Annotated in this window: 22 protein-coding genes; 15 read left to right on the top strand and 7 right to left on the bottom strand. The window is 62.8% G+C overall.

The genetic code is table 11. The annotated features are described in order from the left end of the window. The first annotated feature begins 162 nt into the window (after nt 1–162). The 5 genes from ACYG9Z_RS09725 (at nt 163) to ACYG9Z_RS09705 (ending at nt 4,420) form a co-directional block, all read left to right on the top strand. A complete protein-coding gene (locus ACYG9Z_RS09725) occupies nt 163–1,062 on the top strand; it encodes a GntR family transcriptional regulator (protein ID WP_023692007.1) in 900 nt (299 codons plus the stop codon). A gap of 119 nt (nt 1,063–1,181) precedes the next feature. After that, nucleotides 1,182–1,538: a DUF2946 family protein gene (locus ACYG9Z_RS09720; protein ID WP_023713447.1), complete on the top strand. Its 357-nt coding sequence runs from the start codon at nt 1,182–1,184 to the stop codon at nt 1,536–1,538. Nucleotides 1,539–1,643: 105 nt separating this feature from the next. Continuing rightward, entirely contained in the window at nt 1,644–2,183 is a 540-nt protein-coding gene (locus tag ACYG9Z_RS09715) for a copper chaperone PCu(A)C (protein WP_023712310.1), read from the top strand. A gap of 39 nt (nt 2,184–2,222) precedes the next feature. Continuing rightward, complete coding sequence (locus ACYG9Z_RS09710) at nt 2,223–2,741, top strand: YcnI family copper-binding membrane protein (RefSeq protein ID WP_023683022.1); 519 nt, start codon at nt 2,223–2,225, stop codon at nt 2,739–2,741. A gap of 53 nt (nt 2,742–2,794) precedes the next feature. After that, nucleotides 2,795–4,420: a copper resistance CopC/CopD family protein gene (locus ACYG9Z_RS09705; RefSeq protein WP_023686611.1), complete on the top strand. Its 1,626-nt coding sequence runs from the start codon at nt 2,795–2,797 to the stop codon at nt 4,418–4,420. A gap of 25 nt (nt 4,421–4,445) precedes the next feature. On the opposite strand, the gene ACYG9Z_RS09700 is transcribed toward ACYG9Z_RS09705, so the two are convergent. After that, entirely contained in the window at nt 4,446–4,883 is a 438-nt protein-coding gene (locus ACYG9Z_RS09700) for a VOC family protein (RefSeq protein ID WP_023692002.1), read from the bottom strand. A 206-nt stretch (nt 4,884–5,089) separates the two neighbouring features. On the opposite strand from ACYG9Z_RS09700, the gene gndA reads away from it, so the two are divergent. Next, on the top strand, nt 5,090–6,517 hold the full coding sequence (gene gndA / locus ACYG9Z_RS09695; RefSeq protein WP_023692001.1) for an NADP-dependent phosphogluconate dehydrogenase: 1,428 nt from the start codon (nt 5,090–5,092) through the stop codon (nt 6,515–6,517). A gap of 33 nt (nt 6,518–6,550) precedes the next feature. On the opposite strand, the gene ACYG9Z_RS09690 is transcribed toward gndA, so the two are convergent. Continuing rightward, entirely contained in the window at nt 6,551–7,594 is a 1,044-nt protein-coding gene (locus ACYG9Z_RS09690) for a LacI family transcriptional regulator (protein WP_023683027.1), read from the bottom strand. A 392-nt stretch (nt 7,595–7,986) separates the two neighbouring features. Between ACYG9Z_RS09690 and ACYG9Z_RS09685 the strand changes: the two genes are divergently transcribed. From ACYG9Z_RS09685 to mgrA, 7 genes are all read left to right on the top strand, one after another. Further along, complete coding sequence (locus tag ACYG9Z_RS09685) at nt 7,987–9,225, top strand: ABC transporter substrate-binding protein (protein ID WP_023683028.1); 1,239 nt, start codon at nt 7,987–7,989, stop codon at nt 9,223–9,225. An 81-nt stretch (nt 9,226–9,306) separates the two neighbouring features. Further along, nucleotides 9,307–10,200 carry a carbohydrate ABC transporter permease gene (locus ACYG9Z_RS09680; protein ID WP_023683029.1) on the top strand — a complete coding sequence of 298 codons (894 nt, stop codon included), beginning with the start codon at nt 9,307–9,309 and terminating at the stop codon, nt 10,198–10,200. Next, nucleotides 10,193–11,128, top strand: a complete 936-nt coding sequence (locus ACYG9Z_RS09675; protein ID WP_023669802.1) for a carbohydrate ABC transporter permease — start codon at nt 10,193–10,195, stop codon at nt 11,126–11,128. The genes ACYG9Z_RS09680 and ACYG9Z_RS09675 overlap by 8 nt, the downstream gene beginning before the upstream one ends. A gap of 5 nt (nt 11,129–11,133) precedes the next feature. Continuing rightward, nucleotides 11,134–12,234: an ABC transporter ATP-binding protein gene (locus tag ACYG9Z_RS09670; protein ID WP_023686606.1), complete on the top strand. Its 1,101-nt coding sequence runs from the start codon at nt 11,134–11,136 to the stop codon at nt 12,232–12,234. 99 nt (nt 12,235–12,333) lie between these two features. Further along, entirely contained in the window at nt 12,334–13,080 is a 747-nt protein-coding gene (locus ACYG9Z_RS09665) for a sugar phosphate isomerase/epimerase family protein (protein WP_023683031.1), read from the top strand. An 11-nt stretch (nt 13,081–13,091) separates the two neighbouring features. Next, nucleotides 13,092–14,234, top strand: coding sequence for a Gfo/Idh/MocA family protein (locus ACYG9Z_RS09660; protein ID WP_023683032.1), 1,143 nt, complete (start codon nt 13,092–13,094; stop codon nt 14,232–14,234). 57 nt (nt 14,235–14,291) lie between these two features. After that, nucleotides 14,292–15,338, top strand: a complete 1,047-nt coding sequence (mgrA, locus tag ACYG9Z_RS09655; protein ID WP_023683033.1) for an L-glyceraldehyde 3-phosphate reductase — start codon at nt 14,292–14,294, stop codon at nt 15,336–15,338. A gap of 76 nt (nt 15,339–15,414) precedes the next feature. Here mgrA and ACYG9Z_RS09650 read toward each other — a convergent pair whose 3' ends face one another. Further along, nucleotides 15,415–16,506: a S1 family serine peptidase gene (locus ACYG9Z_RS09650; protein ID WP_023683034.1), complete on the bottom strand. Its 1,092-nt coding sequence runs from the start codon at nt 16,504–16,506 to the stop codon at nt 15,415–15,417. A 402-nt stretch (nt 16,507–16,908) separates the two neighbouring features. Between ACYG9Z_RS09650 and ACYG9Z_RS09645 the strand changes: the two genes are divergently transcribed. Next, nucleotides 16,909–17,988 (top strand): trypsin-like serine peptidase, encoded by a 1,080-nt coding sequence (locus ACYG9Z_RS09645; protein WP_023683035.1) that lies wholly within the window; start codon nt 16,909–16,911, stop codon nt 17,986–17,988. A 154-nt stretch (nt 17,989–18,142) separates the two neighbouring features. Next, the gene (locus ACYG9Z_RS09640; protein ID WP_023751425.1) at nt 18,143–19,981 is read left to right on the top strand and encodes an MORN repeat-containing protein; all 1,839 of its coding nucleotides are present in this window, start codon (nt 18,143–18,145) and stop codon (nt 19,979–19,981) included. Between the two features lie 29 nt (nt 19,982–20,010). Here ACYG9Z_RS09640 and amrB read toward each other — a convergent pair whose 3' ends face one another. The 4 genes from amrB to ACYG9Z_RS09620 form a co-directional block, all read right to left on the bottom strand. After that, nucleotides 20,011–21,729: an AmmeMemoRadiSam system protein B gene (gene amrB / locus ACYG9Z_RS09635; protein ID WP_023751424.1), complete on the bottom strand. Its 1,719-nt coding sequence runs from the start codon at nt 21,727–21,729 to the stop codon at nt 20,011–20,013. Between the two features lie 149 nt (nt 21,730–21,878). After that, nucleotides 21,879–24,881 (bottom strand): caspase family protein, encoded by a 3,003-nt coding sequence (locus ACYG9Z_RS09630; RefSeq protein ID WP_023751423.1) that lies wholly within the window; start codon nt 24,879–24,881, stop codon nt 21,879–21,881. Between the two features lie 33 nt (nt 24,882–24,914). After that, nucleotides 24,915–25,628, bottom strand: a complete 714-nt coding sequence (locus tag ACYG9Z_RS09625) for a DUF4760 domain-containing protein (protein WP_023751422.1) — start codon at nt 25,626–25,628, stop codon at nt 24,915–24,917. Continuing rightward, nucleotides 25,625–26,005, bottom strand: a complete 381-nt coding sequence (locus ACYG9Z_RS09620; RefSeq protein ID WP_245259851.1) for a hypothetical protein — start codon at nt 26,003–26,005, stop codon at nt 25,625–25,627. The genes ACYG9Z_RS09625 and ACYG9Z_RS09620 overlap by 4 nt, the downstream gene beginning before the upstream one ends. Between the last annotated feature and the right edge of the window lie 85 nt (nt 26,006–26,090).

Genomic DNA, 26,090 nt, shown 5'->3' with positions numbered 1-26,090 from the left:
AATTGTTTTTTCAGGAGGAGACCATGTGTCCGATGGACGCTTGGCTTGTGGGGAGCGGCGTCTGACACGCAGAGCGTTTGCTCTGCCGGGTGAGAGCCAGGACATATGTGATATCGCGCTTCAAGCCAGCCACAGCAAGCGCCGGCGCGCAACGGGGCAGGGATGTCGAAGAGCAACAACGTCTACAAGGACGCTTACAACAGGGGTCTGCGGCTGCTCGATGAAACGCAGAGCCTGCCGTCGGAGCCGGAACTGGGCACTTTGCTCGGCGTCAGCCGGACCACCGTGCGCACCATTCTGGCGCGCATGGAAGAGACCGGGCTGATCGCGTGGAACAAACGCAGCAAGACAGTGCTCAGGGCGCCGAAGCCGGATGATTTCTTCCCCGAGGAGGAGACAGACACACTGGCCCAGATCATCGAGCGGTCGTTTATGCGCAGATTGCTGGCTGGCGGCGCCGAGGCCGGCATGCAGATCAACGAGCTCGAACTGGCGCGCGAGATCGGCGTCGGCACCACCAGCGTGCGCGAGTTCCTCATCCGCTTCTCCCGCTTCGGCCTGATCGAGAAGCGGCGCAACAGCCACTGGGTGCTGAAGGGGTTTACGCGAGCCTTCGCGCTCGAACTCACTGAAATCCGCGAGATGTTCGAGATACGCTCGGCGGCGGCCTTTGCCGCCTTGCCTGGGGATAGTCCGGTCTGGGCGGATCTCGACCGGCTGGAAGACGAGCACCGGCTTCTGGCCAGCGAAATCGCCATCCGCTTCAACGAATTCTCGGAGCTAGACGAGCGCTTCCACCGGCTGATCCACCGGGCGTCGCACAACCGCTTCATCGTCGATTTCTACGACGTCATCGCCATGATCTTTCACTACCACTACCAGTGGAACAAGGCGCAGGAGCGCGAGCGCAACGAAGTCGCGGTGAGCGAGCATCTCGCCTACATCGCGGCGCTGAAATCGCGCGATCTCGGCAAGGTCGACGCCGCCTGCCGCAAGCATCTGAAGTCGGCACGCCACACGCTGTTGACGTCGATCCCGGAAATCGGTCGGATTGCTTCTTAACGCGCCGCGTTGCCGCAGCGATGATTTGGCGATTTTCCGCCGACATGCCGCGTGCTAGATATCCAAGCGTTGCTGCGTGAAGAGGCAGGTCTTTGGACTTCCGGCGTAAGAGATGGAGCATGATGGCCGCCTTTGTCGCGGCCTGTGTGCTGCTGCTCCAGTCGACGCTCGGCGTGTTTGCTTTCGGCATTGCGCCGGATGCCTCGCAACTCGACGTTTTCGGCAACGTCATCTGTACACATGAGGGGGCGGTCCAGCTTCCCGGCGGCGATCCGCACCAGCCGCACATGCCGGCATGCTGCATGCTCGGCTGCAGCATGGCCTCCGTCGCCTATGCGCCGCCGGCAGGCGTCGGCGTGGCGCCGGTGAGCCTGTCTTTTGAAACAGTCGCGTTTCTTCCGCCGGCAGTCAGGCATCCCGACGTTACGCGTGAGCGCTCTCCGGCCAATCCGCGCGCCCCGCCGCTTGCGGGCTGAAAAACCGCCGCTCGCTTGGCGTAACCCGCGCGGGCGATAATCATCCAATGATAAACTCGTTCGCAGCCGGACAAAGGCGCGACCTCATATTCATGGAGCCTACCCATGTCCCGTTTTCGTCATGCCGGCGCGTTGCGCCGCAGCACCCCTATCTTCACCACTATCGAGCAGCGTCTCGGCAGCGCCCTCTTTGCCTTTGCACTGTTGTTCGTCGGCGCCCATTCCGTCCTTGCGCATGAGTTCAAGGCCGGTGACATCGAGATCGAGCATCCCTGGTCCCGTGCCACGCCAGCCGGCGCCAAGGTTGCCGGCGGCTATTTCACCATCGTCAACAAGGGCAGCGCACCAGACCGGCTGCTGTCGATTTCCTCCGACATTTCGGGGAAGGCCGAACTGCATGAAATGGGGATGAAGGATGGCGTCATGACCATGCGCCCGGTCAGTGGCGCCCTGGACATTCCGGCGGGCGGCAAGATCACGCTGGGTCCTGGCGCCTACCACGTGATGTTCATGGATTTGAAGCAGCCGCCTAAAGAAGGCCAGATGTTTGCCGCCACGCTGACTTTCGAGAAGGCCGGAACCGTGACCGTCGAGTTTGCCGTGCAAGCCATAGGCAGCGCGCCACCCCTCGAAGACAACGACTGACCAATCAATTTGCCAACCGATTTTTCGAGAGGGACCATCATGAACAAGTATCTTTTGCCGGCCGCTGCATTCCTTGTCCTGGGGACAAGCGCTGCCTTCGGCCATATCACGCTCGAAACCCAGGAAGCGCCGGTCGGTTCGACCTACAAGGCCGTGCTGCGCGTGCCGCATGGCTGCGAAGGCAAGGCGACGATTGCCGTGCGCGTGCAGATCCCGGAAGGGGTGATCGGGGTGAAGCCGATGCCCAAGCCCGGCTGGACGCTGCAGGTCAAGAAAGGCAAGTACGAGAAATCCTACCAGCTCTATGGCGAGGCGGTGACCTCGGGCGTCAAGGAAGTCGACTGGAGCGGCGGCAGCCTGCCGGATGAATTTTATGACGAGTTCGTCTTCCGCGGCACGTTGGCCGCCGATCTGCCGGCCGGGCAAAAACTCTATTTTCCGGTGGTGCAGGAATGCGATGGGGCCACCACGCGTTGGATAGAGATTCCGGCGGCTGGTCAGGATGAGGATGCGCTGGAAGATCCGGCGCCCGGCCTCAACCTGCTGCCGAAGAAATGATGCATTGGCGGCGCGCTGCTTCGAAGCGGCGCGCCACTGTTTTGGTGGATGGCATGAACGTGGCCTGTTTTCAGCGGATAGAACGGACAGCCGGCAGGTGCTTCGGCCTGCTGGCCGCGATCCTGCTGCTTGCCGTCCTTGCCACGCCAAACCAGGCCTTTGCCCATGCGGCGCTGATCAAGGCCGAGCCTGCCGACGGCGCGGTTCTGGAGCGAGCGCCGACGCAATTTTCGCTGACCTTCAGCGAGCCTGTGTCGCCGCTGGTGCTGACCTTGGTGCGGCCCGACGGTACGCCTGTCGCTTTGACCTCGTTTCGGTTGAGCGACCAAACGGTTGAGATCGACAATCCACAAAAGCTCGGGCCGGGCACCCATGTCTTGAGCTGGCGGGTGATTTCCGCCGATGGCCATCCGGTCGGCGGCTCGGTGCTGTTTTCCGTTGGCGCGCCAAGTGCGGCGCCGGCGGTGGGGGAAGCTGTCGATATAGATTTGCGGTCAGCGATCTGGACCGGCAAGGTTCTTCTCTACATCGGGCTTTTCCTCGGCATTGGCGGCGCCTTCGCGCTGACATGGCTGGCGCAAGGCCAGCGCTCAGGCCAGCGCTTCGTCATTGCCGCCATCCTGTGCGGGCTGGTCGCAGCACCCCTGTCGCTCGGGTTCCAGGGGCTGGACGCGCTGGGCGCGCCACTCGCCCGGCTGGCGCAACCGGTGGTCTGGCGGACGGCGCTTGGCACCAGCTTCGGCTGGACGGTGCTGATTTCGCTGGCGGCGCTCGGGCTTGGCCTGCTGTCGTTGGTCGGATCGCGTGCTGGCGCCAGGCCGTTGGCGCTCGCCGGGCTGGCCGGTGTGGGTGCAGCCCTTGCCGCCAGCGGCCATGCCAGTGCAGCCGAACCGCAATGGCTGACGCGGCCTATGGTGTTCCTGCATGGCGCCGGCATCGCTTTCTGGGCTGGAGCACTGCTGCCGCTCGGCCTGGCGTTGAGCAGCCAATCGGTGGAAGCCGGGGCGTTCCTGCGGCGGTTTTCGCGCGCGATCATGCCCGTGGTGGTAGTGCTTGCCGCCGCCGGTGTGGTGCTCGCCATCATCCAGGTGCAGACACCGGCGGCACTGGTCAACACCGCCTATGGCCGGCTGCTGCTGATCAAGCTGGCGCTGCTGGTGTTTCTGTTCACGCTGGCGGCGGTCAATCGATGGCGGCTCACCGCCTTGGCCGAGGCCGGAGCGACGGAAGTGCGGCGACGGCTTAGCCGCTCGATCTCAGTCGAAATGCTGATCGTGCTCCTGATCTTCGGCGTTGCCGCCGGCTGGCGCTTCACGCCGCCGCCACGGGCCCTGGCAATCGCCGCGGCACAACCGACGTCGACCCATATCCACACTATGAAGGCGATGGCCGACATCGACATCACGCCCGGCCATACCGGGGAGGTCACCGCCTCCATCGTCATCATGGATGGCGATTTCGGCCCGCTCGACGCCAAGGAAGTGACGCTGGTGCTGTCCAAGCCCGATTCGGGGATCGAGCCGATCAAGCGTCCGGCGACCAAGCCAGGCGACGGCACCTGGCGCGTCGATAATCTCGTCATTCCGATTCCAGGCCGCTGGACGGCGCGGCTCGATATTCTGGTTTCGGATTTCGAAGTGGTAAAGATCGAAGCGCCGATCGATATCCGCGCCGAGTGATATTCAGCCCGCCTGCGAAGGGCGCTCAGCCGAGTTCCTGGGCTAACCCGATGAGATGCCCTTCCGGCCCGCGGATGTAGCAGAGCCGATACACGTCCTGGTAACGGACGACTTCACCGGCCAGCTGCGCGCCACGCTTGCGGAGCCTTTCAAGCGTGTCGTCGATGTCGTCCACGGTAAACATGACGCGCAGGTAGCCCAGGGCATTGACCGGGGCGTTGCGGTGATCGGCGACGACCGTCGGCGTGAGGAAGCGGGAGAGCTCGAGCCGGCTATGGCCATCCGGTGTGCGCATCATGGCAATCTCGACGTGCTGATCGCCGAGCCCGGTGACACGTCCGGCCCACTCGCCTTCGATCGTCGCCCGCCCTTCCAGTTCGAGGCCGAGCTCGCGAAAGAAGGCAATCGTCTCGTCGAGGTCATCGACGACGATTCCGACATTGTCCATCCGTTTGACTGCCATAAGTTCAACCTAACGTCATATGTTCGATCGGCAAGGCGTCGCCTGGTCACCAACTGACCCTTCCTGACTCGGTCTGACACAACGCAGACGCAACACAATTCGGCGAGGCGGTTGACGTGGCGCGAAAGGCCCGTCAATCATCTCGCCGAAAAATGGGCATCCCGAAAAACGCGGCCTCAACAAAATCCGAAAGCAGGGAAGAAACGATGGAAAAAGCCGAAATAGGCCTGATCGGCCTTGGCACAATGGGCTCCAACCTCGCGCTCAACATTGCCGAGCACGGGCACCGCATCGCCGTCTTCAACCGCACCAAGGCGCGCACCGATGCCTTCCTCGAAGGCGCCGGTTCGCTCAGGGACATGGTGGTGCCCTGCTACAGCCTGGAGGAACTGGCAGCTGCGATCAAGCCGCCGCGCCCGGTCATCATCATGGTGCTGGCCGGCAAGCCGGTCGACGAACAGATCGAAGCGCTGCGCGGCGTGTTGTCTGACAACGATATCGTCATCGATGCCGGCAACGCCAATTTCCGCGATACGATGCGGCGCTTTTCGGAACTGTCGGGCTCAGGTCTCACCTTCATAGGCATGGGCGTATCCGGCGGCGAGGAAGGCGCGCGCCATGGACCGTCGATCATGGTCGGCGGCACCGAAGACTCCTGGAAGCGCGTCGAACGCGTGCTGACCGCGATCTCGGCTAAGTTCAAGGATGAACCGTGCGCTGCCTGGCTTGGCACAGACGGCGCCGGGCATTTCGTGAAAACCATCCACAACGGCATCGAATATGCCGACATGCAGATGATCGCCGAGATCTACGGCATCCTGCGTGACGGTCTCGGCATGGGGCCGAAGGAGATCGGCAAGGTCTTCGAGGACTGGAACAAGGGCCGGCTCGATTCGTATCTGATCGAGATCACCGCCAAGGTGCTGGCCGCCGACGATGCAAAGACCGGCAAGCCGGTGGTCGACATCATCCTCGACCGTGCCGGCCAGAAGGGCACCGGCAAATGGTCTGTCATCGAGGCGCAGCAGCTCGGCATTCCGGCGACGGCCATCGAGGCGGCGGTGGCGGCCCGCGTGCTGTCGTCGATCAAGGATGAGCGGCAGGCGGCCGAAAAAGCCTATGGCAATATCGGCGTCATCAAGATCTCCGGCGACAAGGCGGCACTTCTGAAAGACCTGGAGCTGGCGCTGCTCGCCGGCAAGATCGCCGCCTATGCACAAGGTTTCGCGGTGATGAGCGCCGCCTCGAAGGAGTTCAACTGGAACTTGCCGATGCCGACCATCGCCAAGATCTGGCGTGCCGGCTGTATCATCCGCTCGCAGATGCTCGACACCATGGCGGAAGCCTTCGGCTCGGGCGGCGCGTCCACCAACCTTTTGATGGCGCCGGCTTTCACCACCATGATGCAGGAGGCGCATCCGTCGCTCCGGCGCATCGTCGCAAGAGCGTCGGAGGCCGGTTCGCCCGTGCCGGCGCTGGCGTCGGCGCTTGCCTATTTCGACAGCTACCGCCAGGGCCGCGGCACCTCGAACCTGATCCAGGCGCAGCGCGATTTCTTCGGCGCGCATGGTTTCGAGCGCATCGGCGAGCAGGGGGCTTTCCATGGCCCATGGGGCAGCGGCGCTGCCGGCTAGGGTCAGGTGAGGCGGCCTCTCAGGTCGTGCCAGTCAGCCCTGATACGCGACGACGTCGCCTGGCTTGACCACAGTCTGCAAAGAGCCAGGTGCCGCGCCGCCTATCCAGCCCAGCACGGCGCGGGCAAGCTCGGTGCCGGCGAGGCGGAAGTCTTCGTTGACGATCAGCAACTCCCGGCGGAACAGATGCAGCAGTTCCGACGATTGCTTGGACACGACATCGACGTCGCGGCCGAGTTTCAGGCCGGCATCCTCGATGCCGGCGACGATGGCCAGCGTTGCTGCGGCGGCGCTGCTGACGAAACCGTCCGGCCTGACGTCGCGGCGCATCAACTGCGCGGTCCGCGTCCTGATCTGATCGATCGACTGGTCGATCGAAACAGCGTTGAACGGCACTTCGCTGGCGTCGACCTCGCTCAGTGCGTCGGCAAAGCCATTGACCGTGTGGTCGTAATAGGTGAGCCCGACCGGCGGCGCTACCAGCGCCAGCCGGCGCCGGCCGACGCTGGCCAGATGGCGCACCGCTTCGGCGGCGAAGGCGTAATTGTCGAAGTCGTGATAGGGGTGGACAAGCCCCATATCGGTGCGGCCATGCGTGGCAAAGGGTATGCCACGCTCCAGCATGTAGCGGGCGCGCGGATCGTTGGGCTGCGTGCGTGAGATGATGACGCCATCGGCCGAGCCGGACTCGACCAGATACTTTACCGGGTCCAGCGGATCCTGCGAGCGCGAGTAGGGCGTGACGATCAGGTGATAGGGTGTGTCGGCAATGACCTCCGAGACGCCGTAGATGATGTCCGAGACAAAGCTCATGATCTCGCGCTCGGTATTGAGCACGAGGCTGATAACATTGGTCTTGCCAGTCCGCAGGCGCACGCCGGCGCGGTTCGGCCGGTAGCCGATCTGCCTGGCGACGAGTTGAACCCGCCGCCTGGTCTCGGCGCCGATCTCGGGTGCATCCTTGAGCGCGCGCGAGACGGTGGTGACGCCGAGCCCGGTCATGAAGGCAAGCGTTTTCAGCGTCGGCCGCTCATGCGCCGACGCCTCGTCGTCCTTCTCCGTCTGGTCCCTGTCCATTCGTCCCGCCCCGTCAGGCGCATAGCAGCCGCCGGACCAGCCGACAATCGCTTCGATGACGATGTGGCACGGTTCTTCGCCGTCAGGCCTCAATATACTGAAACGTTACAGATTTCCACCATCGCAGCGCGTGGGTCTCTCAAGCCATGGTTTTGGCAGGGTTTTGGCGGCCAGAAACGTTGCGCGACAATCAGGTTCGAGACGGTTTTCTTGCGCTGCAGCATGATTTTGCAGCGCAGCACCCGGTTTTGCGCGCAGTTTGCCGGTTCGCACGCAACGAATTTGTTCGCGCCTCGAAAAAACATTCGAGCGCGTTTATCTCAGGGGTTGCACGCACCGCATAATTGCCGTATCGAAAATCTGTAACGTTTCAGATTCTGGGAGGAACCGAAATGCGCTATAGACTTTTGACCGCTGCCCTTGCCGCGACGGCCGCGCTTCAGCTTGCCGGCCCGGCGGCCGCCACCGACCTGGAAGTGACCCATTGGTGGACATCGGGCGGCGAGGCGGCGGCGGTTGCGGAATTCGCGAAGGCTTTTGACGCGACCGGCAATCATTGGGTCGACGGCGCCATTGCCGGATCCGGCGGCACGGCACGGCCGATCATGATCAGCCGCATCACCGGCGGCGATCCGATGGGCGCCACCCAGTTCAATCACGGCCGGCAGGCCGAAGAACTGGTGCAGGCCGGCTTGATGCGCGACCTCACCGATGTGGCCACCAAGGGCAAGTGGACGGAAATCGTGCGGCCGAAGAGCCTGCTCGACAGCTGCACCATCGACGGCAAGATCTATTGCGTGCCGGTCAACATCCACTCCTGGCAGTGGTTGTGGCTGTCGAACGAAGCCTTCGAGAAGGCCGGCGTGCCGCTGCCGAAGGACTGGAATGAATTCGTGGCGGCAGCGCCCGCCCTGGAAAAGGCGGGCATCATCCCGCTCGCTGTCGGCGGACAGGCCTGGCAATCTTCCGGCGCCTTCGACGTGCTGCTGGCGGCGGTCGGCGGCACCGACGCGTTCCTTAAGGTCTACAAGGACAAGGATGCCAAGTTCGCCGCCGGGCCCGAGATCGCCAAGGTCTTCAAGGCCGCCGACGATGCCCGCAAGATGGCGAAGAACACCAATGTGCAGGACTGGAACCAGGCAACCAATCTCGTCATCACCGGCAAGGCCGGTGGCCAGATCATGGGTGACTGGGCGCAAGGCGAGTTCCAGGTTGCCGGCAAGGTCGCCGGCAAGGACTATGCCTGCTTGCCGGGCCTCGGTCTGAACGAAGTGATCGCCACCGGCGGCGACGCCTTCTATTTCCCGCTGCTCAAGGATGCCGACAAGTCCAAGGCGCAGGAGGTGTTGGCAGAGACGCTGCTCGACCCTAAGACTCAGGTCGCCTTCAATCTCAAGAAGGGCTCGCTGCCGGTGCGTGGCGACGTCGATCTCAATGCGGCGAACGACTGCATGAAGAAGGGTCTGGCCATCCTCGCCAAGGGCGCCGTCATCCCGTGGACGGACCAACTGCTTTCGCAGGATACCCAGAAGCAGAAGGAAGATCTCTTCGCCGAATTCTTCGCCAAGCCGGACCTGACCATCGAAGACGCGCAGAAGCGCTTCGCCGACCTCATCGCTTCGGCAGACTGACGTTGGAGGCAATACACCTCGCTCCCGGCCTTGCGAAAGCAGGGCCGGGATCGCACCGCCCTTACCCAGCCGGCTGACGAGATGAGCAAGAGCGAACGCCCCAACCCGCTGTTCCGCAACATCAATGCGAAGGTCGCCTCGATCCCGATGATCCTCACCGCGTCGGTGGTTTTCGTCGGCGGCACCGTCTGGACGGTGTTCTATTCCTTTACCAATTCGAAGCTGCTGCCACGGCTGAATTTCGCCGGGCTCGACCAGTATTACCGGCTGTGGGCGACGCCGCGCTGGCTGATCTCGATCGAGAACCTTTTGATCTACGGCGCGATCTCGCTGGTGTTCTCACTGGTCATCGGCTTCCTGCTTGCAGCGCTTCTCGACCAGAAGATCCGTTTCGAGGACACGTTCCGCACCATCTTCCTCTATCCGTTCGCGCTTTCCTTCATCGTCACCGGCCTGGTCTGGCAGTGGCTGCTCAATCCGGATTTCGGCATCCAGCATGTGGTGCGGGACCTCGGCTGGACGAGCTTCAACTTCGACCCGCTCTACAATTCCAGCATCGTCATCTACGGCATTTCGATTGCGGCGCTGTGGCAAGGCACCGGGCTCATCATGTGCTTGATGCTGGCCGGCCTGCGCGGCATCGACGAGGACATCTGGAAGGCGGCGCGGGTAGACGGGATCCCGATGTGGAAGACCTATCTGTTCATCGTCATCCCGATGATGCGGCCGGTTTTCATCACCACGCTGGTCATCATCGCGTCGGGCATCGTCAAGGTCTACGACCTCGTTGTCGCCCAGACCAGCGGCGGCCCCGGAATCGCCTCCGAAGTGCCGGCCAAATATGTCTACGACTACATGTTCTTCGCACAGAATCTTGGCCAGGGCTTTGCCGCCTCGACCATGATGCTGCTCTCGGTGGTGATCGTCGTCGTGCCGTGGGCCTACCTTGAATTCGGAGGCAGGAAGCGTGGCTGACCCGGCCGTCCCTTTGCCCGCCAGCGCGGGTGCCGCCGAGCGCGAAGCCTCGGGGCCGCGCGGGCCGAAGCCGCGGCATGTCTTCTCGCGCCGCAACATCTTCCTCTATGGCACGCTGATCGTGGTGGCAGTCTACTATCTGCTGCCGCTCTATGTGATGGTGGTCACCTCGCTTAAGGGCATGCCCGAGATACGGATGGGCAATATCTTCTCGCCGCCGCTCGAAATCACGTTCGAACCGTGGGTGAAGGCGTGGGCGACCGCCTGCACCGGCCTCAATTGCGACGGGCTTTCGCGCGGCTTCTGGAATTCGGTGCGCATCACCGTGCCGTCGGTGCTGCTGTCGATCGCGATCGCCTCGGTGAACGGCTATGCGCTCGCCAACTGGCGCTTCAAGGGCGCCGACACATTCTTCGTCATCCTGATCGTCGGCGCCTTCATCCCCTATCAGGTGATGATCTATCCGATCGTCATCATCCTGCGCGAGATCGGACTCTACGGCAGCCTCAGCGGCCTGGTGATCGTCCATTCCATCTTCGGCATGCCGATCCTCACGCTTTTGTTCCGCAACTATTTTGCCTCGATGCCGGAAGAGCTGTTCAGGGCGGCACGGGTCGACGGCGCCGGCTTCTGGGGCATCTTCCTGCGGATCATGGCGCCGATGTCGCTGCCGATCTTCGTCGTCGCCATCATCCTGCAGGTGACCGGCATCTGGAACGACTTCCTGTTCGGCGTCGTCTACACCCGCCCCGACACCTATCCGATGACGGTGCAGCTCAACAACATCGTCAATTCGGTGCAAGGCGTGAAGGAGTACAACGTCAACATGGCCGCCACCATCCTGACCGGGCTCGTGCCGCTCATCGTCTACTTCATTTCCGGCAAGCTTTTCGTGCGCGGCATCGCCGCCGGTGCGGTGAAAGGGTGATGGCGATGACGGCAGCCAACGGCACCAGCGTTTCGATCCAGGACCTGTCCCTGAATTTCGGCTCTGTATCGGTGCTGCAGACCCTCAATCTCGAGGTCGCAGAGGGCGAGTTCATCGTGCTGCTCGGTCCCTCGGGCTGCGGCAAGTCGACCTTGCTCAACTGCATCGCCGGGCTGCTCGATATTTCCGAAGGCCGCATCTTCATCAAGGGCAAGAACGTCACCTGGGAAGAGCCCAAGGATCGCGGCATCGGCATGGTGTTCCAGTCCTATGCGCTTTATCCGCAAATGACGGTGGAGAAGAACCTGTCGTTCGGCCTGCGCGTTGCCGGCGTGCCCAGGGATGAGATCGCCAAGCGCATCGCACGCGCCGCCGAGATCCTGCAGATCGAGCCGCTTTTGCAGCGCAAGCCCGCGGCCTTGTCCGGCGGCCAACGCCAGCGCGTGGCGATCGGGCGGGCGCTGGTGCGCGACGTCGATGTCTTCCTGTTCGACGAGCCACTATCCAATCTCGACGCCAAGCTGCGCTCGGAACTGCGCGTCGAAATCAAGCTTCTGCATCGCAAGCTGCAGAACACCATGATCTACGTCACCCACGACCAGATCGAGGCGATGACGCTGGCCGACCGTATCGCGGTCATGCGCGGCGGCGTCATCCAGCAGCTCGACGCGCCGCAGACGATCTACAACCGGCCGGTCAACCGTTTTGTCGCGGGCTTCCTCGGCTCGCCGGCGATGAATTTCCTCGAAGGGGAGCTGGAAGCCGGTGCTGCTCCGGCGTTCAGGACCGACGGTGTTTCGGTGCCGCTCGACCGCTATACCTTTGACGGCACGGAGCGCCCGGCCGGCGCTTGCGTGCTGGGCATCCGGCCTGAACACATCGCTTTCGGTGACGCTGCAAAGTCGATGCCGTTTTCCGCCGGCGGTTCGGTCGAGATCGTTGAGCCGATGGGTTCCGACACGCTGGTGTGGACCAAGCTTGCCGGCCGCAACTTCTCCTTCCGCGTCGAAGCGGAACGGACGCTGCGCAGCGGCGATCCGATCCAGTTCGGTTTCGATCCGGCGCGCGCCTCGCTGTTCGACGCTGCGACCGGCAATCGCCTGTGACCCTCTAGAATCATCCGCAAACCATCCTCCCAAGAACGACCGAAACGATCCCCCGAAAACATCCCCAAGCCTTAACCACCCAAGAAACGGACAGAGACGATGAACTGGTCATTCCAACTCTACAGCGCCCGCAATTTCCAGCCGTGGGACGGCATCCTGAAAATGCTTGGTAAGCTCGGCTACAAGGAAGTCGAAGGTTTCGGCGGCGTCTATGACGACCCCAAGGCGTTCCGCGCCGAACTCGACAAGAACGGGCTTTCGATGCCGACCGGACATTTCTCGATCGATGCGCTGGAGAATGATTTCGACGGCGTACGCAAAACAGCCGACGCACTCGGCATCACGCTCGTCATCTGTCCCTATCTGCTGGCCGAGCAGCGGCCGGCCGACGCTGCCGGCTGGCGCGGCTTTGGCGAGCGTCTGGCCAAGGTCGGCGAGACCGCAAAAAAAGCCGGCTACGGCTTTGCCTGGCACAACCATGATTTCGAGTTCAAGACACTCGCCGACGGCTCGGTGCCGCAGGATCACATCCTGTCGGCTGCGCCCGACATCGGCTGGGAGATGGACGTCGCCTGGGTAATCCGCGGCGGCGTTGATCCGCTGCCGTGGATCGAAAAGCACGGCAAGCGCATCAGCGCCGTCCATGTCAAGGACATGGCCAAGTCAGGCGAAGGCCTTGACGAGGACGGCTGGGCGGATGTCGGCCACGGCACCATCGACTGGGCCGGCCTGATCAAGACACTTCAGGCGAAGAGCGCGGCCAAATATTACGTCATGGAACAGGACAACCCCAACGACATCGAGCGCTTCGCCAGCCGCTCGCTCGCATCCGTCAAGGCTTACTAGGAACAATCATCATGGCAAAGAAACTGGGTATCGGCGTCATCGGCTGCGGCAACATCTCGAAAGCGTATTTCTCGCTGGCGCCTCTGTTTCGCGGCATCGAGATGCGCGCCTGCGCCGACATCAACATGGACGCGGCCAAGGCACGGGCGAAGGAGTTCAAGCTGCGCGCCGAGACCGTCGAAGAACTGCTCAAGGATGACGAGATCGACATCATCGTCAACCTCACCATCCCGGCGGTGCACTACGGGGTGTCGAAGCAGATCCTCGATGCCGGCAAGCACGTCTATTCGGAAAAGCCGTTCGTGCTGTCGGTCAAGGAAGGCCTCGACCTCAAGAGCCGGGCCGAGAAGAAAGGGCTGCGCATCGGCTCGGCCCCGGACACGTTCCTGGGCGGCGCGCACCAGCTGGTGCGCAACCTCATCGACACCGGCGCGCTCGGCAAGATCACCAGCGGCACCTGTCATGTGATGGGCCACGGCATGGAGCACTGGCACCCCAATCCCGATTTCTTCTTCCAGCCCGGCGCCGGGCCGGTGCTCGACATCGGGCCCTACTACATCACCAACCTGATCCAGCTGATCGGGCCGGTGAAGCAGGTGGCGGCCTTCGCGACAACGCCTGCCAAGGAGCGCACGATCTCGTCGAAACCGCGCGCGGGCGAGAAAATCCCGGTCAACACGCCGACAACGATCCACGGCCTGCTGGAGTTCGAGAACGGCGCCGTGATCACGCTCAACACCAGCTGGGACGTCTGGGCGCATGGTCACGCGCCGATGGAACTCTATGGTGAGACGGGCACGGTGTTCGTGCCGGATCCGAATTTCTTCGGTGGCGACGTGCGCATAACCAAGGCGGCAAAACCGGTGAAGAAACTGCCGAAATGGCAGCATCCGTTCGGCGTGCCCAACGAAATGCACGGCCAGGGCATGATGGCCAACTACCGCACCGCAGGCCTTGCCGACATGGCGCTGGCGATCGCCGAGGGCCGGCCGCATCGTTGCTCGATGGAGCTCGCGCTGCATGCCGTCGACGTCATGACCGGCCTGTTGCGGTCGGGCGAGACCGGCAAGTTCGTCGCCATGCAGACCAGCTGCGAGCGGCCGGCTGCACTCGGCGTCAAGGACGCAAAAGAACTGTTGGCGAAGCAGAAATGAGGTAGAAGGGTGTCGGCGCGCTCGCGCCGACACCCATACAATCCAGGATCTGTACCCATGCGCTGGCAGCCGGCTGAACACCGCTATGAGAAAATGCTCTACAACAGATGTGGGCGATCCGGCCTGAAACTGCCGGCGATCTCGCTCGGCCTGTGGCACAATTTCGGCAACGACACGCCGCACAAGACCAAGCAGGCGATCGCGCGCAAGGCCTTCGATCTCGGCATCACCCATTTCGATCTCGCCAACAATTACGGTCCGCCGCCGGGCTCGGCCGAGATCGCCTTCGGCGAGATATTGCGCACCGACTTCGCCAGCTATCGCGACGAGCTGATCATCTCGACCAAGGCCGGCTATGAGATGTGGGCAGGGCCTTACGGCGAATGGGGCAGCCGCAAATATGTGCTGGCGAGCCTCGACCAGAGCCTGAAGCGGATGGGGCTCGACTATGTCGACATCTTCTATTCGCACCGCTTCGATCCGGATACGCCGCTTGAGGAAACGATGGGCGCGCTCGACCATGCGGTGCGTTCTGGCAAGGCGCTCTATGCCGGCATCTCGTCCTACAATTCGCAGCGCACGCGCGAGGCGGCCGACATATTGAAGCAGCTCGGTACGCCCTGCATCATCCATCAGCCGAGCTATTCGATGCTCAACCGCTGGGTCGAAGAGGACGGGCTGCTCGATACGCTGGAAGGGCTCGGTGTCGGATCGATCGTGTTCTCGCCGCTGGCGCAAGGCATGCTGACCGACAAATATCTCGGCGGCATCCCCGAGGGTAGCCGCGCCAGCCAAGGCAAGTCGCTGCGGCCCGCCTTCATCAACGAAAAGACCATCGCTAACATCCAGGCGCTGAACGCGATCGCCGGCAAGCGTGGCCAGACGCTGGCGCAGATGGCGCTGGCCTGGGTGCTGCGCAAGGGCCGGGTCACCTCGGCGCTGATCGGCGCCAGCCGGCCCGAACAGGTCGAGGACTGCGTCGGCGCGCTCAAGGTGCTCGAGTTCAGCGATGCCGAGCTCGCCGAAATCGACACTTACGCACGCGAGTCCGACATCAATCTGTGGGCGGCGTCGGCCGAGCGCAAAGGCCCGCCGCGGAAGTAAGCGGAACAGCCGGCACCGGACAACAAAACGGCGGGAAAGATCCCGCCGTTTTGCGTTTATCAAGCTTCGGGCCCGTTCAGGGCTTCTTGGCCGTGCCGAGACCGGCCTTGGGCGCCGCCGCGGCTGCCGGAGCCGGGGTCTTCATCTTGGCTTCGATCCAACCCGTATAGTTGGCCAATCGCGTGTAGATGCCATAGGCATTCTTGTGGCCGCAAGCGGCGGTGCCGTCGGACGGACCTTCGCCCCAGGAGACGACGCCGACCTGGACCGGACCGTTGGCGCCGGTCATGAACAGCGGACCGCCGCTGTCGCCGTTGCAGGCGTCGCGTTCGCCGCTGTCGGTGCCGGCGCAGATCATGTTCTTGGTCAGCGGATCCGACATATCGGCGGCGATCGCATTGGCGGCGGCATCGATGCCCTTTTCCGAATAACGCATCCGGTGGGAGAGATCGCCAAGTGCCGCCTTCAGGTCATGCGCATAGATCGACTTGATGCCGCTGTTGCAGGCAGCGCTCGGCTCGAGATCGAGATCGGCCACCATCAGCGCGGTCGGGAAGGTGCCGTCCTGCATCTTGCCCCAGCCGATGACCGTGGTCTTGCCGCTGTCTGGCGTCGGCTCATTGGTGATCTTGATGACCGGCGCATCGGCGGGCTCCGCCAGCCGGAGCAGGCCGAGATCATTGTCCAGCGTCTGTTCGCTGTAGCCCTCGTTGACGATGACCTCGACCACCTTGTAGCGCTTGCCTTCGGTAAGATCGGTGGCGCCGGTCAGCACGGTCACCGTGTCGGGCGAAATCGGCCGGCCCTTGTCGTTGAGGCAGTGCGCCGCCGTCAGCACCCATTGCGGAGCAATCAGGCTGCCGCCGCAGAATTGCGCGTTCGGCTGCGAGGCCGGGCTGGGGTCCAGCCGGGCGCTGGTCAGCAGCGCCACCTGGAACGGATAGGCCCCTTTGTCGGCTTCCTTGCCGCCATAGACGCGGTCGGCCCCGTCGGGATTCTCGGCCTTGGCCTTGTCCCGGGATTCGGCGACGCGCTGCATCGGCGAGACCGCCGCTTCCGGCCTGGCGGCGTCGTCGGCTGCATAGAGCGCGTCGACAGCGGGGAAAGCGGCCGCGATGCCCAGCAGCGATGCAGCGGCAAGCGGCCTGAACCGATGGATAATGTTCACCTTGAAACCCTCCTGAGATGAAAAATGCCGAGCCATGCCGCCATGACGCATAACCAACAGAAGCGATACCGGTACCTCGATCGCCTTCTGCCAGAACGAACGACATCCGCGCGGTCATAAAACCGAAATCCGACTTTTGCTAATCGTGCCCCATCGGGCAGAGCCCACCCAAACCCTATAGCCCCCCACGGGCTACGTGGAAGCGATTTGTCATTGCCAATGTTGGATTATTTTAGGCAGTATATCGACGCGGGTGCGTTTGGCGGAGGGCTTTAACGAGGCCGCCCGGACCGATGATCCGATACGGGCGGGTAACCAAACTAATTTTTTAACTCCACCACGATCTCGACAATATTTCTGTATTTTGCTCCACTCCTTGCTGACTTTTGGGAGAGTCTCACCATGACGAAACTGACAAGCACTATCATTGCGTCCGCACTGCTATCCACCGCACTGTGGGCGATGCCTGCCTTCGCCGCCGATCCCGGCTCAGCGAATGCCGGCAATGGCGAAAGCATGCGCGATCTCGGAACGGGCGACTACCAGCCCGGCCGTGCAAAGCCGATCGCGCCGCCGAAACTGACCGAAGATGAAGCCAGCCGGGCAGCGCCGCTGACCGACGAGGGCACGGCGGTCAAATCCTATGGCATCGTCGGACGTTCCGCCGATGGCAAGGACATCAAGATCGATGCCGGCGAGACGCTGAAGGACCTTGTCATCAAGGAACTGAATGCGCCCGCTAACGCACCAGCGGCCAACAAGACCGGGCTGACGGGCGGCGACGAAGCCGGCCGCCAGGTGTTCGGGGCCGACGACCGCGAGCAGATCAAGAACACCAAGACGTACCCGTTCACCGCGATCGGGTATATCGAAGGCAAAGCCAAGAGCGGTTATGGCAGCTGCTCGGGAACCCTGATCGGTCCGCGCACGGTGCTCACCGCCGCGCATTGCCTCTACAGCAATGAAGACAAGGCTTGGCTCGACGACGTCATCTTCGTGCCGTCGCTCAACGGCAACACCGCCGACGATGCACCGTTTGGCGCTTTCAGCTACGAGAGCGTCTATATCCTGCAGGGCTTCATCGACAATTATCAGGGTTACTACGGCTCGGTCATTCCGTGGGACCTCGGCATCATCACGCTGAAGCAGGATGTCGGCACCAATCTCGGCTGGCTGGGTTATGCCAACTATGAGAACCTCGGCGATTTCACCGCAAACATCGTTGGCTACCCCGGCGACAAGCCGATGGGAACGATGTGGAAGGCGACCTGCGAAGTGAAAGCCGAAAACGTCGGCGCGGAGTATTTCCAGTACGACTGCGACACCTATCCGGGGTCGAGCGGCAGCTCGGTCTACGCCTATGACAATGGCGCCAAGCAGCGCGTCGTCACCGGCGTGAACGTGGCCGAAAGCCCCAACGCCAACACTGCGGTGCGCCTGAACGCTGCCAACGTGGCGTGGATCAACAGCCTGTACAAATAAGGCCCGATCTTTCGCCGGCAAACAGCGGCGAAAACCAGCAATACCAAACCGGCGGCGGGACGTTCCCGCCGCCGGTTTTTTGTATCGAAACACCTCTCTTGCACTGTGTTACAGCGGTGCTTACGCTAGGCGATCCAAGGGGTTGGGTAATAAGATGGCGCGGGCAAGAATGATCTTCGGGGTCAAAGCGATCGCGGCTGCATCCACGCTGGCCGCACTGACATGCTTTTCCGCTATGGCCGATCAAGGCGGTGCCGCACCCGATGGCACCTGGGCCGAGCGGGTGCAAATCCTCTATCAAAGCGAAACACGTTCGGTGCTGCGCAAGAATGTACGGGTCTGGGATTCCCACCCGGAATTGGGTCTTGATTTCACCTGGGAGCCGGCAGCCGGCGTGTCGCCGGACCGCACCGTCGCAGCCGACGGCACCGTCAACGGCAAGGGCAGGCTGGTCTGGCGCGTACGCGGCTCGGCGAGCTACGACCCCAAGACGATCTATTCCAGCTATTTCGGCGAGATCAGGAATGGCCGCCCCGAAGGACAAGGCCGGCTGGAGCTGCGTTCAGGCGAGATTCTCGACGGCCGTTGGGTCGCCGGCCAGCTCGACGGCCATGCGATCCATGTCGATGCCGACGGCAATCGCTATGAAGGGCAATTCAGGGCCGGTGTGCCGAATGGCGAGGGCAGGCTGGAGACGAAGACAGGCAAGATATTCGTCGGCTCTTTTGCCGATGGGCTGAAGGACGGCAAGGGCCGCACCCGGTTGCCCGGCGGCACCGTCTACTGGTCGCAATGGGCGATGGGCAAGGAGATCGGCGGTGCGCGCCCCGATGTGCTGGCCGATGCCAGAGTGGGCGGGTTGCTCAAGGCGCAGACCGGCGGCGGTTCCGCCGACAAGGTCGAGATCGGCATTGCCGTCGACCAGCGCATGACGCAGCAGGCCGACATGCAGTACCAGCATCTCGTGCGCGACGAAGACATCGCGATCTATCCGGTGTCGGACCAGTACAATGATGCCTGGAACGGCACCGCAGAGATTCGTACCGGCAATGTCTATGAAGGCATGGACTGGGAGACGGCGCCGGCCTTCGCCGAAGTCGACCTCAAGACCACCGACCAGTCGAGGGTCAAGATCGACAGCCTGGAAATGAAGGTGGCCGCGAGCGAGGCCTACCGCAAGCCGATGCTGTCGATCAGCGAGCATTATGGCTGCGTCGGCTTCCGCCCCGACTTCTCGATCGTCAACAATGGCTGGGGCGAAGTGAAAGACATGAAGATGTCGATCCAGTTCACCAGGACCGACGAGGAGGACAACGCGACCGGCGAGCCGAGCCGCACGTTCACGAAGGACATCGGCACTTTCGGCGACGGCGTCGACGTCTCGATCAAGAACGTGCTGATTGAAGCCGGCGTCGACACAACCACGCTCGAGACCGAGCGCTTCACTTGCCCGTCAAGGGACAGCCTGGATGTCTGCCGCGCCCAGGTGGCCAACAAGGTCAAATTCGGCGACGTTGCCGATTACATCAGCGGCAGCGTCGAGAAAATGAGCGTGACCGGGATTGGCAAGCTCGATTATTCCTGGGCGGACGATCAGGGCGCTGTCTACCAGCAGAGCGAGCCGTTTCGCGTCATCGTCTCGCTGGTCAGCATCGAGGTCCCAGAATCGCTCGCCGAATGCGGCGATGGCGGCGGCGCGTCGCCCGAAGCGCTGCGCTACCAGAACATCGAATTTCCGATCGGCAAGACCGATTACAGCATCCCCATGCCGGTGCGCGGCAACAAGAATCTCAGCGCCTACACGGCACGGCTGAAAATGTGGTCGTCAATGTCGTCGATCCATCGCTTCAGCATCGCCGCCCATTTCGCCGATGGCAGCACACGCGAGAGCAAGCCGGCCACGTTCTTCTATTTCAGGCCGAAGCAGTCGCTGTTCGAAACCAGCACCAAGCCGGCGGTCTGCTATCTGCCGGAAGATCTGCAAGGCTGTTGAGGTCCTGTCACGTCCTTTCGGGAATCGCGTCATTTCGAGCCCATCTCGAAAAAATTGGGCAGCGGGATCAGCCGGGCAAAGATCGTGCCCTGGCTGAACACCCTGAGTTCCAGCATCGACCCGGACGATCGTTCGGCTTTCTGGTCGAACAGGAAATTGCCGAGCGAATAGATCTCCGCAACATCGCCACCGCCGAGCGGCAGGATCGCCTCGCTCGATACATGTGGATGACCGCCGACGATTGCCGTGACACCGCGCAGCCGCATCTGGTCGGCAAGCATCTCCTCGTGCGGCGACGGCTCCGTCTTGTACTCGCGGCCCCAATGGACGAAGGCAATCACCGGCCGCTCGGCATTGTCGTGCAGCAGCCGGTCGAGCAAAGCAGGCGTCAGAAGGTCGGTGTTCCTGGAGCCGTTGGTATCGATGTCGGTCAGCCCGACCAAGTCGAGATCGGCAAGCGCCAGCGTCTCGCCCTGGCCGAAATGGGCGATGCCGGCCGCATCGAGTGCGGCCAGCGTCTCGGCATAGCCTGACGGGCCGAGGTCGTAGGCGTGATTGTTGGCGAGGCTGACAGCGGCGACATGCAATTTCTTGAGCATGTCGATGGCGAGGTCTGCGGGCATGGCCAGCGTCATGTCGTCGATCGCCTCAGGGACGTTGGGCAGGATCACGCCTTCGAGATTGACGATCAGCGGCCGCGAGCGGGTCAGGGCCAGCACGCTTTCGACGATCTTCTCGGCAACACCGTCGCGGACCAGGATCTTCTTCATGGCGCGGCCGAAATTCACGTCGCCCGCGAAATAGTAGAGCTTGTCGTCGGGACGGGCAGGATTGTTGATGCCGGGGCCGAAGGCGCCGAACAGCGCCACGACATAGCTGGTGGTGCGCTCGACATAGTCGCTTGAATGCGCCTGCGAGTTCTCGTTGGCGACGACCAGCGGCGCAGCACCGAACAGTTCGCGCTGCAGCCTGGTCTGGATATAGAGCGCACCGACCGAATCGGCGTGATCCGGCTGGCGCAGCGCCGTGATGCCGTCGAGCGAACCGGCGGCGAGCATGTTCAGCGTCTGCTGGTCGAAACGCCTGGCTTCGTGCTGCGGCAGATAATGTGAGAAATCGGTGGATTCGACGATCAGCGTGTCCTTGTCGACGATCGCTTTCAGCGCCTGCGCCAGCCGGTCCCAGTCGCCGCGCTTCGCCTTGACCGACATCGCCACCGGCACGATGGTTGCCTCGGGAAAATAATGGTGCAGGAAGGGCAGCATGGCTTGAACGCCGTGCTCCTTGGCGAAGAGGCAGGAGTCCTCGACCATCTCGCTGTTCGCCTGGATAAGGCGCAGGGCTGCCGTGTCGGCCAGGACCGGGCCAAGCACAGTGTCGAAGCCGCGCGTCGTGGTGGCGAAGAGTTTCTGCGTCTTATGGAAATGGTCCGGCGACAGGATGACGATGCGCTTGTAGCGGAAGCCGGACGCGGCGTGGAAACCGAGTGCGACGAGATCTGCGACGAGCAGGTGGTGGGGGACTGTGATGCCGGTGAGGCGTTGGTTGGACGGCTCGATTCTGGCGACGGCGGCGATGGCGTCGGTGAAGAGTGTGGGGTCGGAGTAGAAGGACGGGAAGTTTGTGTCGCCGGGCGGGCAGGTGATGGGGGCGGCAGACGCTTGAAGCACTGAGAGGATAAGCAAGGCGGTGGCAAAGATCAGAATGCTGGTCCGTGCCCAGGCACCCCCCGCTGTCCTGCCGGACATCTCCCCCGCAAGGGGGGAGATTGGATGTCGCCTCGACTTTCGCCAATCACCAACCTTGAAAATAGATCTCCAGCAATGAAGAGACTGATCTCCCCCCTTGCGGGGGAGATGGCCGGCAGGCCAGAGGCGGGTGCCTGGGTGCCGACCTCTCACGGCTCAGCCAGCACAATGTTCTCCACGCCGCCGACATAGTAGAACGGCTTCTGCTTGGACGCGGTCAGCCGCAGCACTTCGCGCGAGATGTAGTCGGCGAGGCCGAACAGCGTCACGCCGCCGTCGGAGGTCTTGGCCCGGCCGCGCAGGCCTTCGAGGATCGAATAGGTGAAGACGCCATGGCCGAGCTCGGGCAGTTCGGCGGCGGTGTTGTTGGCAGCGGTGGCCGAGAAGACGACGATGCGTGCGTCCTGCGCGTCTTTTTCCAGGCGCGGGTTGAAGGCGTTGGCGGCGTGGCAGGTGTCGAGCAGCATGAAGCGCATGCCCTTGGCCCGCTCAACCGATTTCTGGATGTCGCCCCAGTCGACCAGCGAGGAGCGCTTCCAGCGGTCGGCATCCTGTTTGCGGCCGTCCGTGGGGATGAAATAATAATCTTCGTCGATGTTGATGCCGTGACCGGCGACGAAAATGATGGTGGTGTCGTTCTCGCCGGGTCTGTCGAGAAAGTCGGCGAGCTGGTCGTTGATCGTGTCGGAATCCGGTTCCAGGATGGTGTCGGCGCTGGCGACCTTGAACACGTCCTTGCCGGAATCGGGCGCCTCATCCAGCGCTTCGCGGTTGACCAGAACCAGCGTCTCCATCGCCGAAAACAAGGGCGCGGATTTCTGCGAGATCACCTTGAGGAATTCGGTGGCGTCATCGACGGGATAGCGCAGATCGCAGGCGTGGCCGGCGCATGCATCGGTGAGGAAAGGATATTTGTCGACGCCGATCACGGCGACGTAGAGCTTGCCCTTGTTGGCGGGCTTTTCGGTTTTCCTGCCAAGTGCTGTGACACTGCGCTCGGTCAGATAGCCGAACTCGTTGGTGCCGGTGATGCGAATGGTATTTTCGCCATTCTCGACCGGCACTTCGACGATGGTGCTCTTGCCGCCATCGGCCGAGCGCGCCGTGACATTGCCGACATTGCGGCTGTTCGACAGGATCGAAAATCCGGCGACATCGGCGCCGGCTTCCTGCGCGCCCGAAATCTCGACGGCGACATAGCCCTCGCGGACGTTGCTCTGGTCGGCGGCAAGCTTGATGCCGAATTCCGGCGGTTTGCGCTCGAGCAGCTTTTCCAGCTGGCGGTCGACGCCGGGGCGCATTTCCTGAACCGCCTGTTCGGCGCTGCGCAGGATGATGGCCCGGCGCACCATTTCCGGGCTCCAGAGATATTTTTTCAGCTGGCCGGCGCTGATGAAACGCCCTTCGTGGTCGCGACCCTGATTGACGTGCCAGCCTATCAACTTGTCGCCGTCGGCGGAGGAATAATAGTAGCCCTGCGGCATCCAGGCGATCCATTCGGAGCCGGCGAAGAACATCGACACTATCAGTTTGTGTGTCTTCAAATTCCACAGCCGCACGGTCTGGTCGGCGCTGCCGGTGACCAACAGCCCTTCCTTCTCGGCGGCAACCATGGCGTTGATCTCGCCGGTGTGGCCGGTGAATTCACCCGATAGCTCGGCGGTCGCGGTTTTGTATTCCAACAGCGTGCCGTCGCTGCCGCCGGTGATCAGGCCAAGCCCATTGCCGATCAGCGTGTAAGCCGAATGGACGAAGCCATTGGTGGCGGCATTCTCGATGCTGTGCATCACCTTTCCGCCGCTCGCGATTTCGAGCACGGCATTCTCCAGGCCGTCCTTGCCGCCGGGGGCAGCACGGAGCGACCACTCACCCTCTGCGAGTGCCGCGCGGGCATAGGCGCCCTGTTCCGCAAACGCCACCGGGTCCTCGAAGAACCGGTCGGCCGTCGGTAGCGCCAGCACCTTGTCCAGCGTGCCCTGCAGCTCGGGACAGGACACGCGTTCAGGGCAGGGGTTGGTGTTGCCCCAAGCGATGGAGCTGCTCGCCGCATCGATCCCGATCGCCGTCACCGGTTCGCCGACCCCTTGCAGCAGCGCCTTGCGCTCGCCGGTCATGGGGTTCCAGACCTGGATGGCGTTGCGGGTGCCGCCGGCTGTCGCCACCAGCGAGCCGTCGGCATTGCCGGCGCCAGCAAAGACCGTGCCGTCATGGCCGTTATAGTCGAGCAGTTGCTCGCCGCTGTCGGTATTCCAGACCACCGAGCGATGCTTGTCGGCGCAGCGATAGCTGCATGACGCCACAAGCCGCGAACCCGTCGCGAAGCTCAGAGCGCCGATCTGGAAATCCTGCTTCGGCATGGCGCGGACGAATTTGCCCGTGCTGGCCTGCCAGAGCTGGACGTCGCCGTCCTTGCTGCCGGTGGCGAACAGCCTGCCATCCAATGACACGGCGAGTGCGGCGACGCCGACATCGCGCAGCGGTTCGGCCTCGGCGGGCAAAGCGATTTCCTCTGACTTGGCGACGTCCCAGAGCCGGATGCCATTGTCGGTGGTCGTCGCTGCCAGCCGGGTTCCCGCAGCGGCGAAGGCGAGCTTTTCCACACGCCAGGAATCGGCATCGAATTTTTCCGCCAGCGTCCAGCCCGACGCGGATTTGTCGTCCGCCCGCCAGAGGTAGACGAAACCATCGCCACCGCCGGCGGCGAGCGTGTTTCCGTCGGGTGAAAAGGCGACATCATAGATGGCATAGTCGGCGGCCTTGAGCACGGTTTTGATCTTGCCGGTGGCGAAATCGAACAGCCTGATATCGCCATAAGGGGGCTTGTCGCCGATGCCGGCGCCGAAATAACCGCCGGCGGCGATCGTCTTGCCATCCGGCGACACGGCAATCGCAAAGACCTTGCCGTCATTGCCATTGCCAAGATAGCCGCGAATGGTGCGGAGCGTCACCCCGCTCTGCCAGTCCCAGATGCGGATGGTCTTGTCATCGGACGCCGAGACCAGTCCCTCGCCGTCCGGCGTGAAGGCAAGATCGGTGACCCTGGCGCTGTGGCCGCCGGTGTTGAGATCGAGATGGAAATCGAGGTCCTCGGCACCGGCGGTTGACGTTAACGCCAGAAGACCGACCAGGATTAGCCACCGGATAGCACGCAAGGGATGGGAGCTGCCCGGCACCTTGTTGCGCCGCTATTTGGAGTCGGCGGGCGGCGGCGACCCGTGACGCACATAATTCTCGATCGCCTGGGCATAATTGGCGGAACCGGCCTTGCGTTCTTTTTCGATGTAGCCGGCAAAATAGCTCCAGAACGACACCGCATAGTCGCGGAAATAGGCATCGGCGACATCGCGCGAACAGAGCTTGCCCTCAACGCAGATGGAGAGACGATTGAGGAAATAGACGATGCGATCAAAATTGTCGTTGAAATCGGCGATCGGCATGGTGCCGCCGCCGGCAGTCATCGCCTCAATGCCAATGCGTTGCCGGAAGACCCGTTCCTCGGTCGGCGAAGGCGTGGCGCTGAGCAGATTGTCGTATTTGGCGTTGAGCGACGAGAGGCGCTCCTTGAGCGCGCGCTGCGCCTGCTGAAAATCCTTGCTTTCCCAAAGCTCGACCAGCGACATCGTCTGCTCGACGCGCTTCTGTTCCTGGTTTGCGAGAAACTGGAAGACCGAGAAGGCCAGGGTGAAGATGATCGCCAGGCGCACGGCGAGACCCGACCAGGCGTAGATCAGCATGCGCCAGTCGCGGTCGGTGAAGGGGTTGGCTTCCTTCTTGATCTCGTGACTGCTCGGCCACGGAAAGCCTTCGGTGGTTTCGGGCAAGGTCGCCGGCTTCTTGGCCGGCGGAGGCGCCGATGTGGCCGGCGATTTCTGCGTTGCAGTGCCCCCCGGCTTTTTCATCCGCAGCTGTCCAGTTGGATGGTGGCGGTGGGATCGAGCACGACGCCGGGTGTCTCCAGCTTCTTTTTCAGGCAATCGAGCTGCGTGCGCGAAATCATGAACTGCACGTCCGGCTCGGCAGCCGCCTTGCTGGGTGACGGCAAGGGCTCGACCACGCCGCGCGAGGCGCAGCTGGAGAGATCGACGACAACGGCCCTGTTGCCGGTCTTGGCGATCTGGTCGTACTGGTCGAGAAAGCAGGTGGCGAGCTCGGAGTTGGTGACGATCTGCTTGGCGCACAAGCCGCAATTCTCGTCCGCCGAGGCGCTGGCAACCAGCAACAGGCTGCCGGCAAGGCCGGCTGTCGCTGCACGCCAGGAGAGCACGGGGATAGTCACTGATGTCCTCATCTGTTGCATTCAGCCGCGGCGCATAGAAGTGTCGCGAGCCGGGAATGTTCCTATATCACGCCGACAAGAGCCG

This window comes from Mesorhizobium sp. RSR380A (assembly GCF_054719385.1).
This window is presented reverse-complemented; position numbering and strand designations above follow the sequence as displayed.

What these genes read in the sequence shown, in the direction of transcription:
- ACYG9Z_RS09725 (WP_023692007.1), top strand. Translation starts at nt 163, where the DNA reads ATGTCGAAGAGCAACAACGTCTACAAGGACGCTTACAACAGGGGTCTG.
- ACYG9Z_RS09720 (WP_023713447.1), top strand. Translation starts at nt 1,182, where the DNA reads ATGATGGCCGCCTTTGTCGCGGCCTGTGTGCTGCTGCTCCAGTCGACG.
- ACYG9Z_RS09715 (WP_023712310.1), top strand. Translation starts at nt 1,644, where the DNA reads ATGTCCCGTTTTCGTCATGCCGGCGCGTTGCGCCGCAGCACCCCTATC.
- ACYG9Z_RS09710 (WP_023683022.1), top strand. Translation starts at nt 2,223, where the DNA reads ATGAACAAGTATCTTTTGCCGGCCGCTGCATTCCTTGTCCTGGGGACA.
- ACYG9Z_RS09705 (WP_023686611.1), top strand. Translation starts at nt 2,795, where the DNA reads ATGAACGTGGCCTGTTTTCAGCGGATAGAACGGACAGCCGGCAGGTGC.
- ACYG9Z_RS09700 (WP_023692002.1), bottom strand. Translation starts at nt 4,883, where the DNA reads ATGGCAGTCAAACGGATGGACAATGTCGGAATCGTCGTCGATGACCTC.
- gndA (WP_023692001.1), top strand. Translation starts at nt 5,090, where the DNA reads ATGGAAAAAGCCGAAATAGGCCTGATCGGCCTTGGCACAATGGGCTCC.
- ACYG9Z_RS09690 (WP_023683027.1), bottom strand. Translation starts at nt 7,594, where the DNA reads ATGGACAGGGACCAGACGGAGAAGGACGACGAGGCGTCGGCGCATGAG.
- ACYG9Z_RS09685 (WP_023683028.1), top strand. Translation starts at nt 7,987, where the DNA reads ATGCGCTATAGACTTTTGACCGCTGCCCTTGCCGCGACGGCCGCGCTT.
- ACYG9Z_RS09680 (WP_023683029.1), top strand. Translation starts at nt 9,307, where the DNA reads ATGAGCAAGAGCGAACGCCCCAACCCGCTGTTCCGCAACATCAATGCG.
- ACYG9Z_RS09670 (WP_023686606.1), top strand. Translation starts at nt 11,134, where the DNA reads ATGACGGCAGCCAACGGCACCAGCGTTTCGATCCAGGACCTGTCCCTG.
- ACYG9Z_RS09665 (WP_023683031.1), top strand. Translation starts at nt 12,334, where the DNA reads ATGAACTGGTCATTCCAACTCTACAGCGCCCGCAATTTCCAGCCGTGG.
- ACYG9Z_RS09660 (WP_023683032.1), top strand. Translation starts at nt 13,092, where the DNA reads ATGGCAAAGAAACTGGGTATCGGCGTCATCGGCTGCGGCAACATCTCG.
- mgrA (WP_023683033.1), top strand. Translation starts at nt 14,292, where the DNA reads ATGCGCTGGCAGCCGGCTGAACACCGCTATGAGAAAATGCTCTACAAC.
- ACYG9Z_RS09645 (WP_023683035.1), top strand. Translation starts at nt 16,909, where the DNA reads ATGACGAAACTGACAAGCACTATCATTGCGTCCGCACTGCTATCCACC.
- ACYG9Z_RS09640 (WP_023751425.1), top strand. Translation starts at nt 18,143, where the DNA reads ATGGCGCGGGCAAGAATGATCTTCGGGGTCAAAGCGATCGCGGCTGCA.
- amrB (WP_023751424.1), bottom strand. Translation starts at nt 21,729, where the DNA reads ATGTCCGGCAGGACAGCGGGGGGTGCCTGGGCACGGACCAGCATTCTG.
- ACYG9Z_RS09625 (WP_023751422.1), bottom strand. Translation starts at nt 25,628, where the DNA reads ATGAAAAAGCCGGGGGGCACTGCAACGCAGAAATCGCCGGCCACATCG.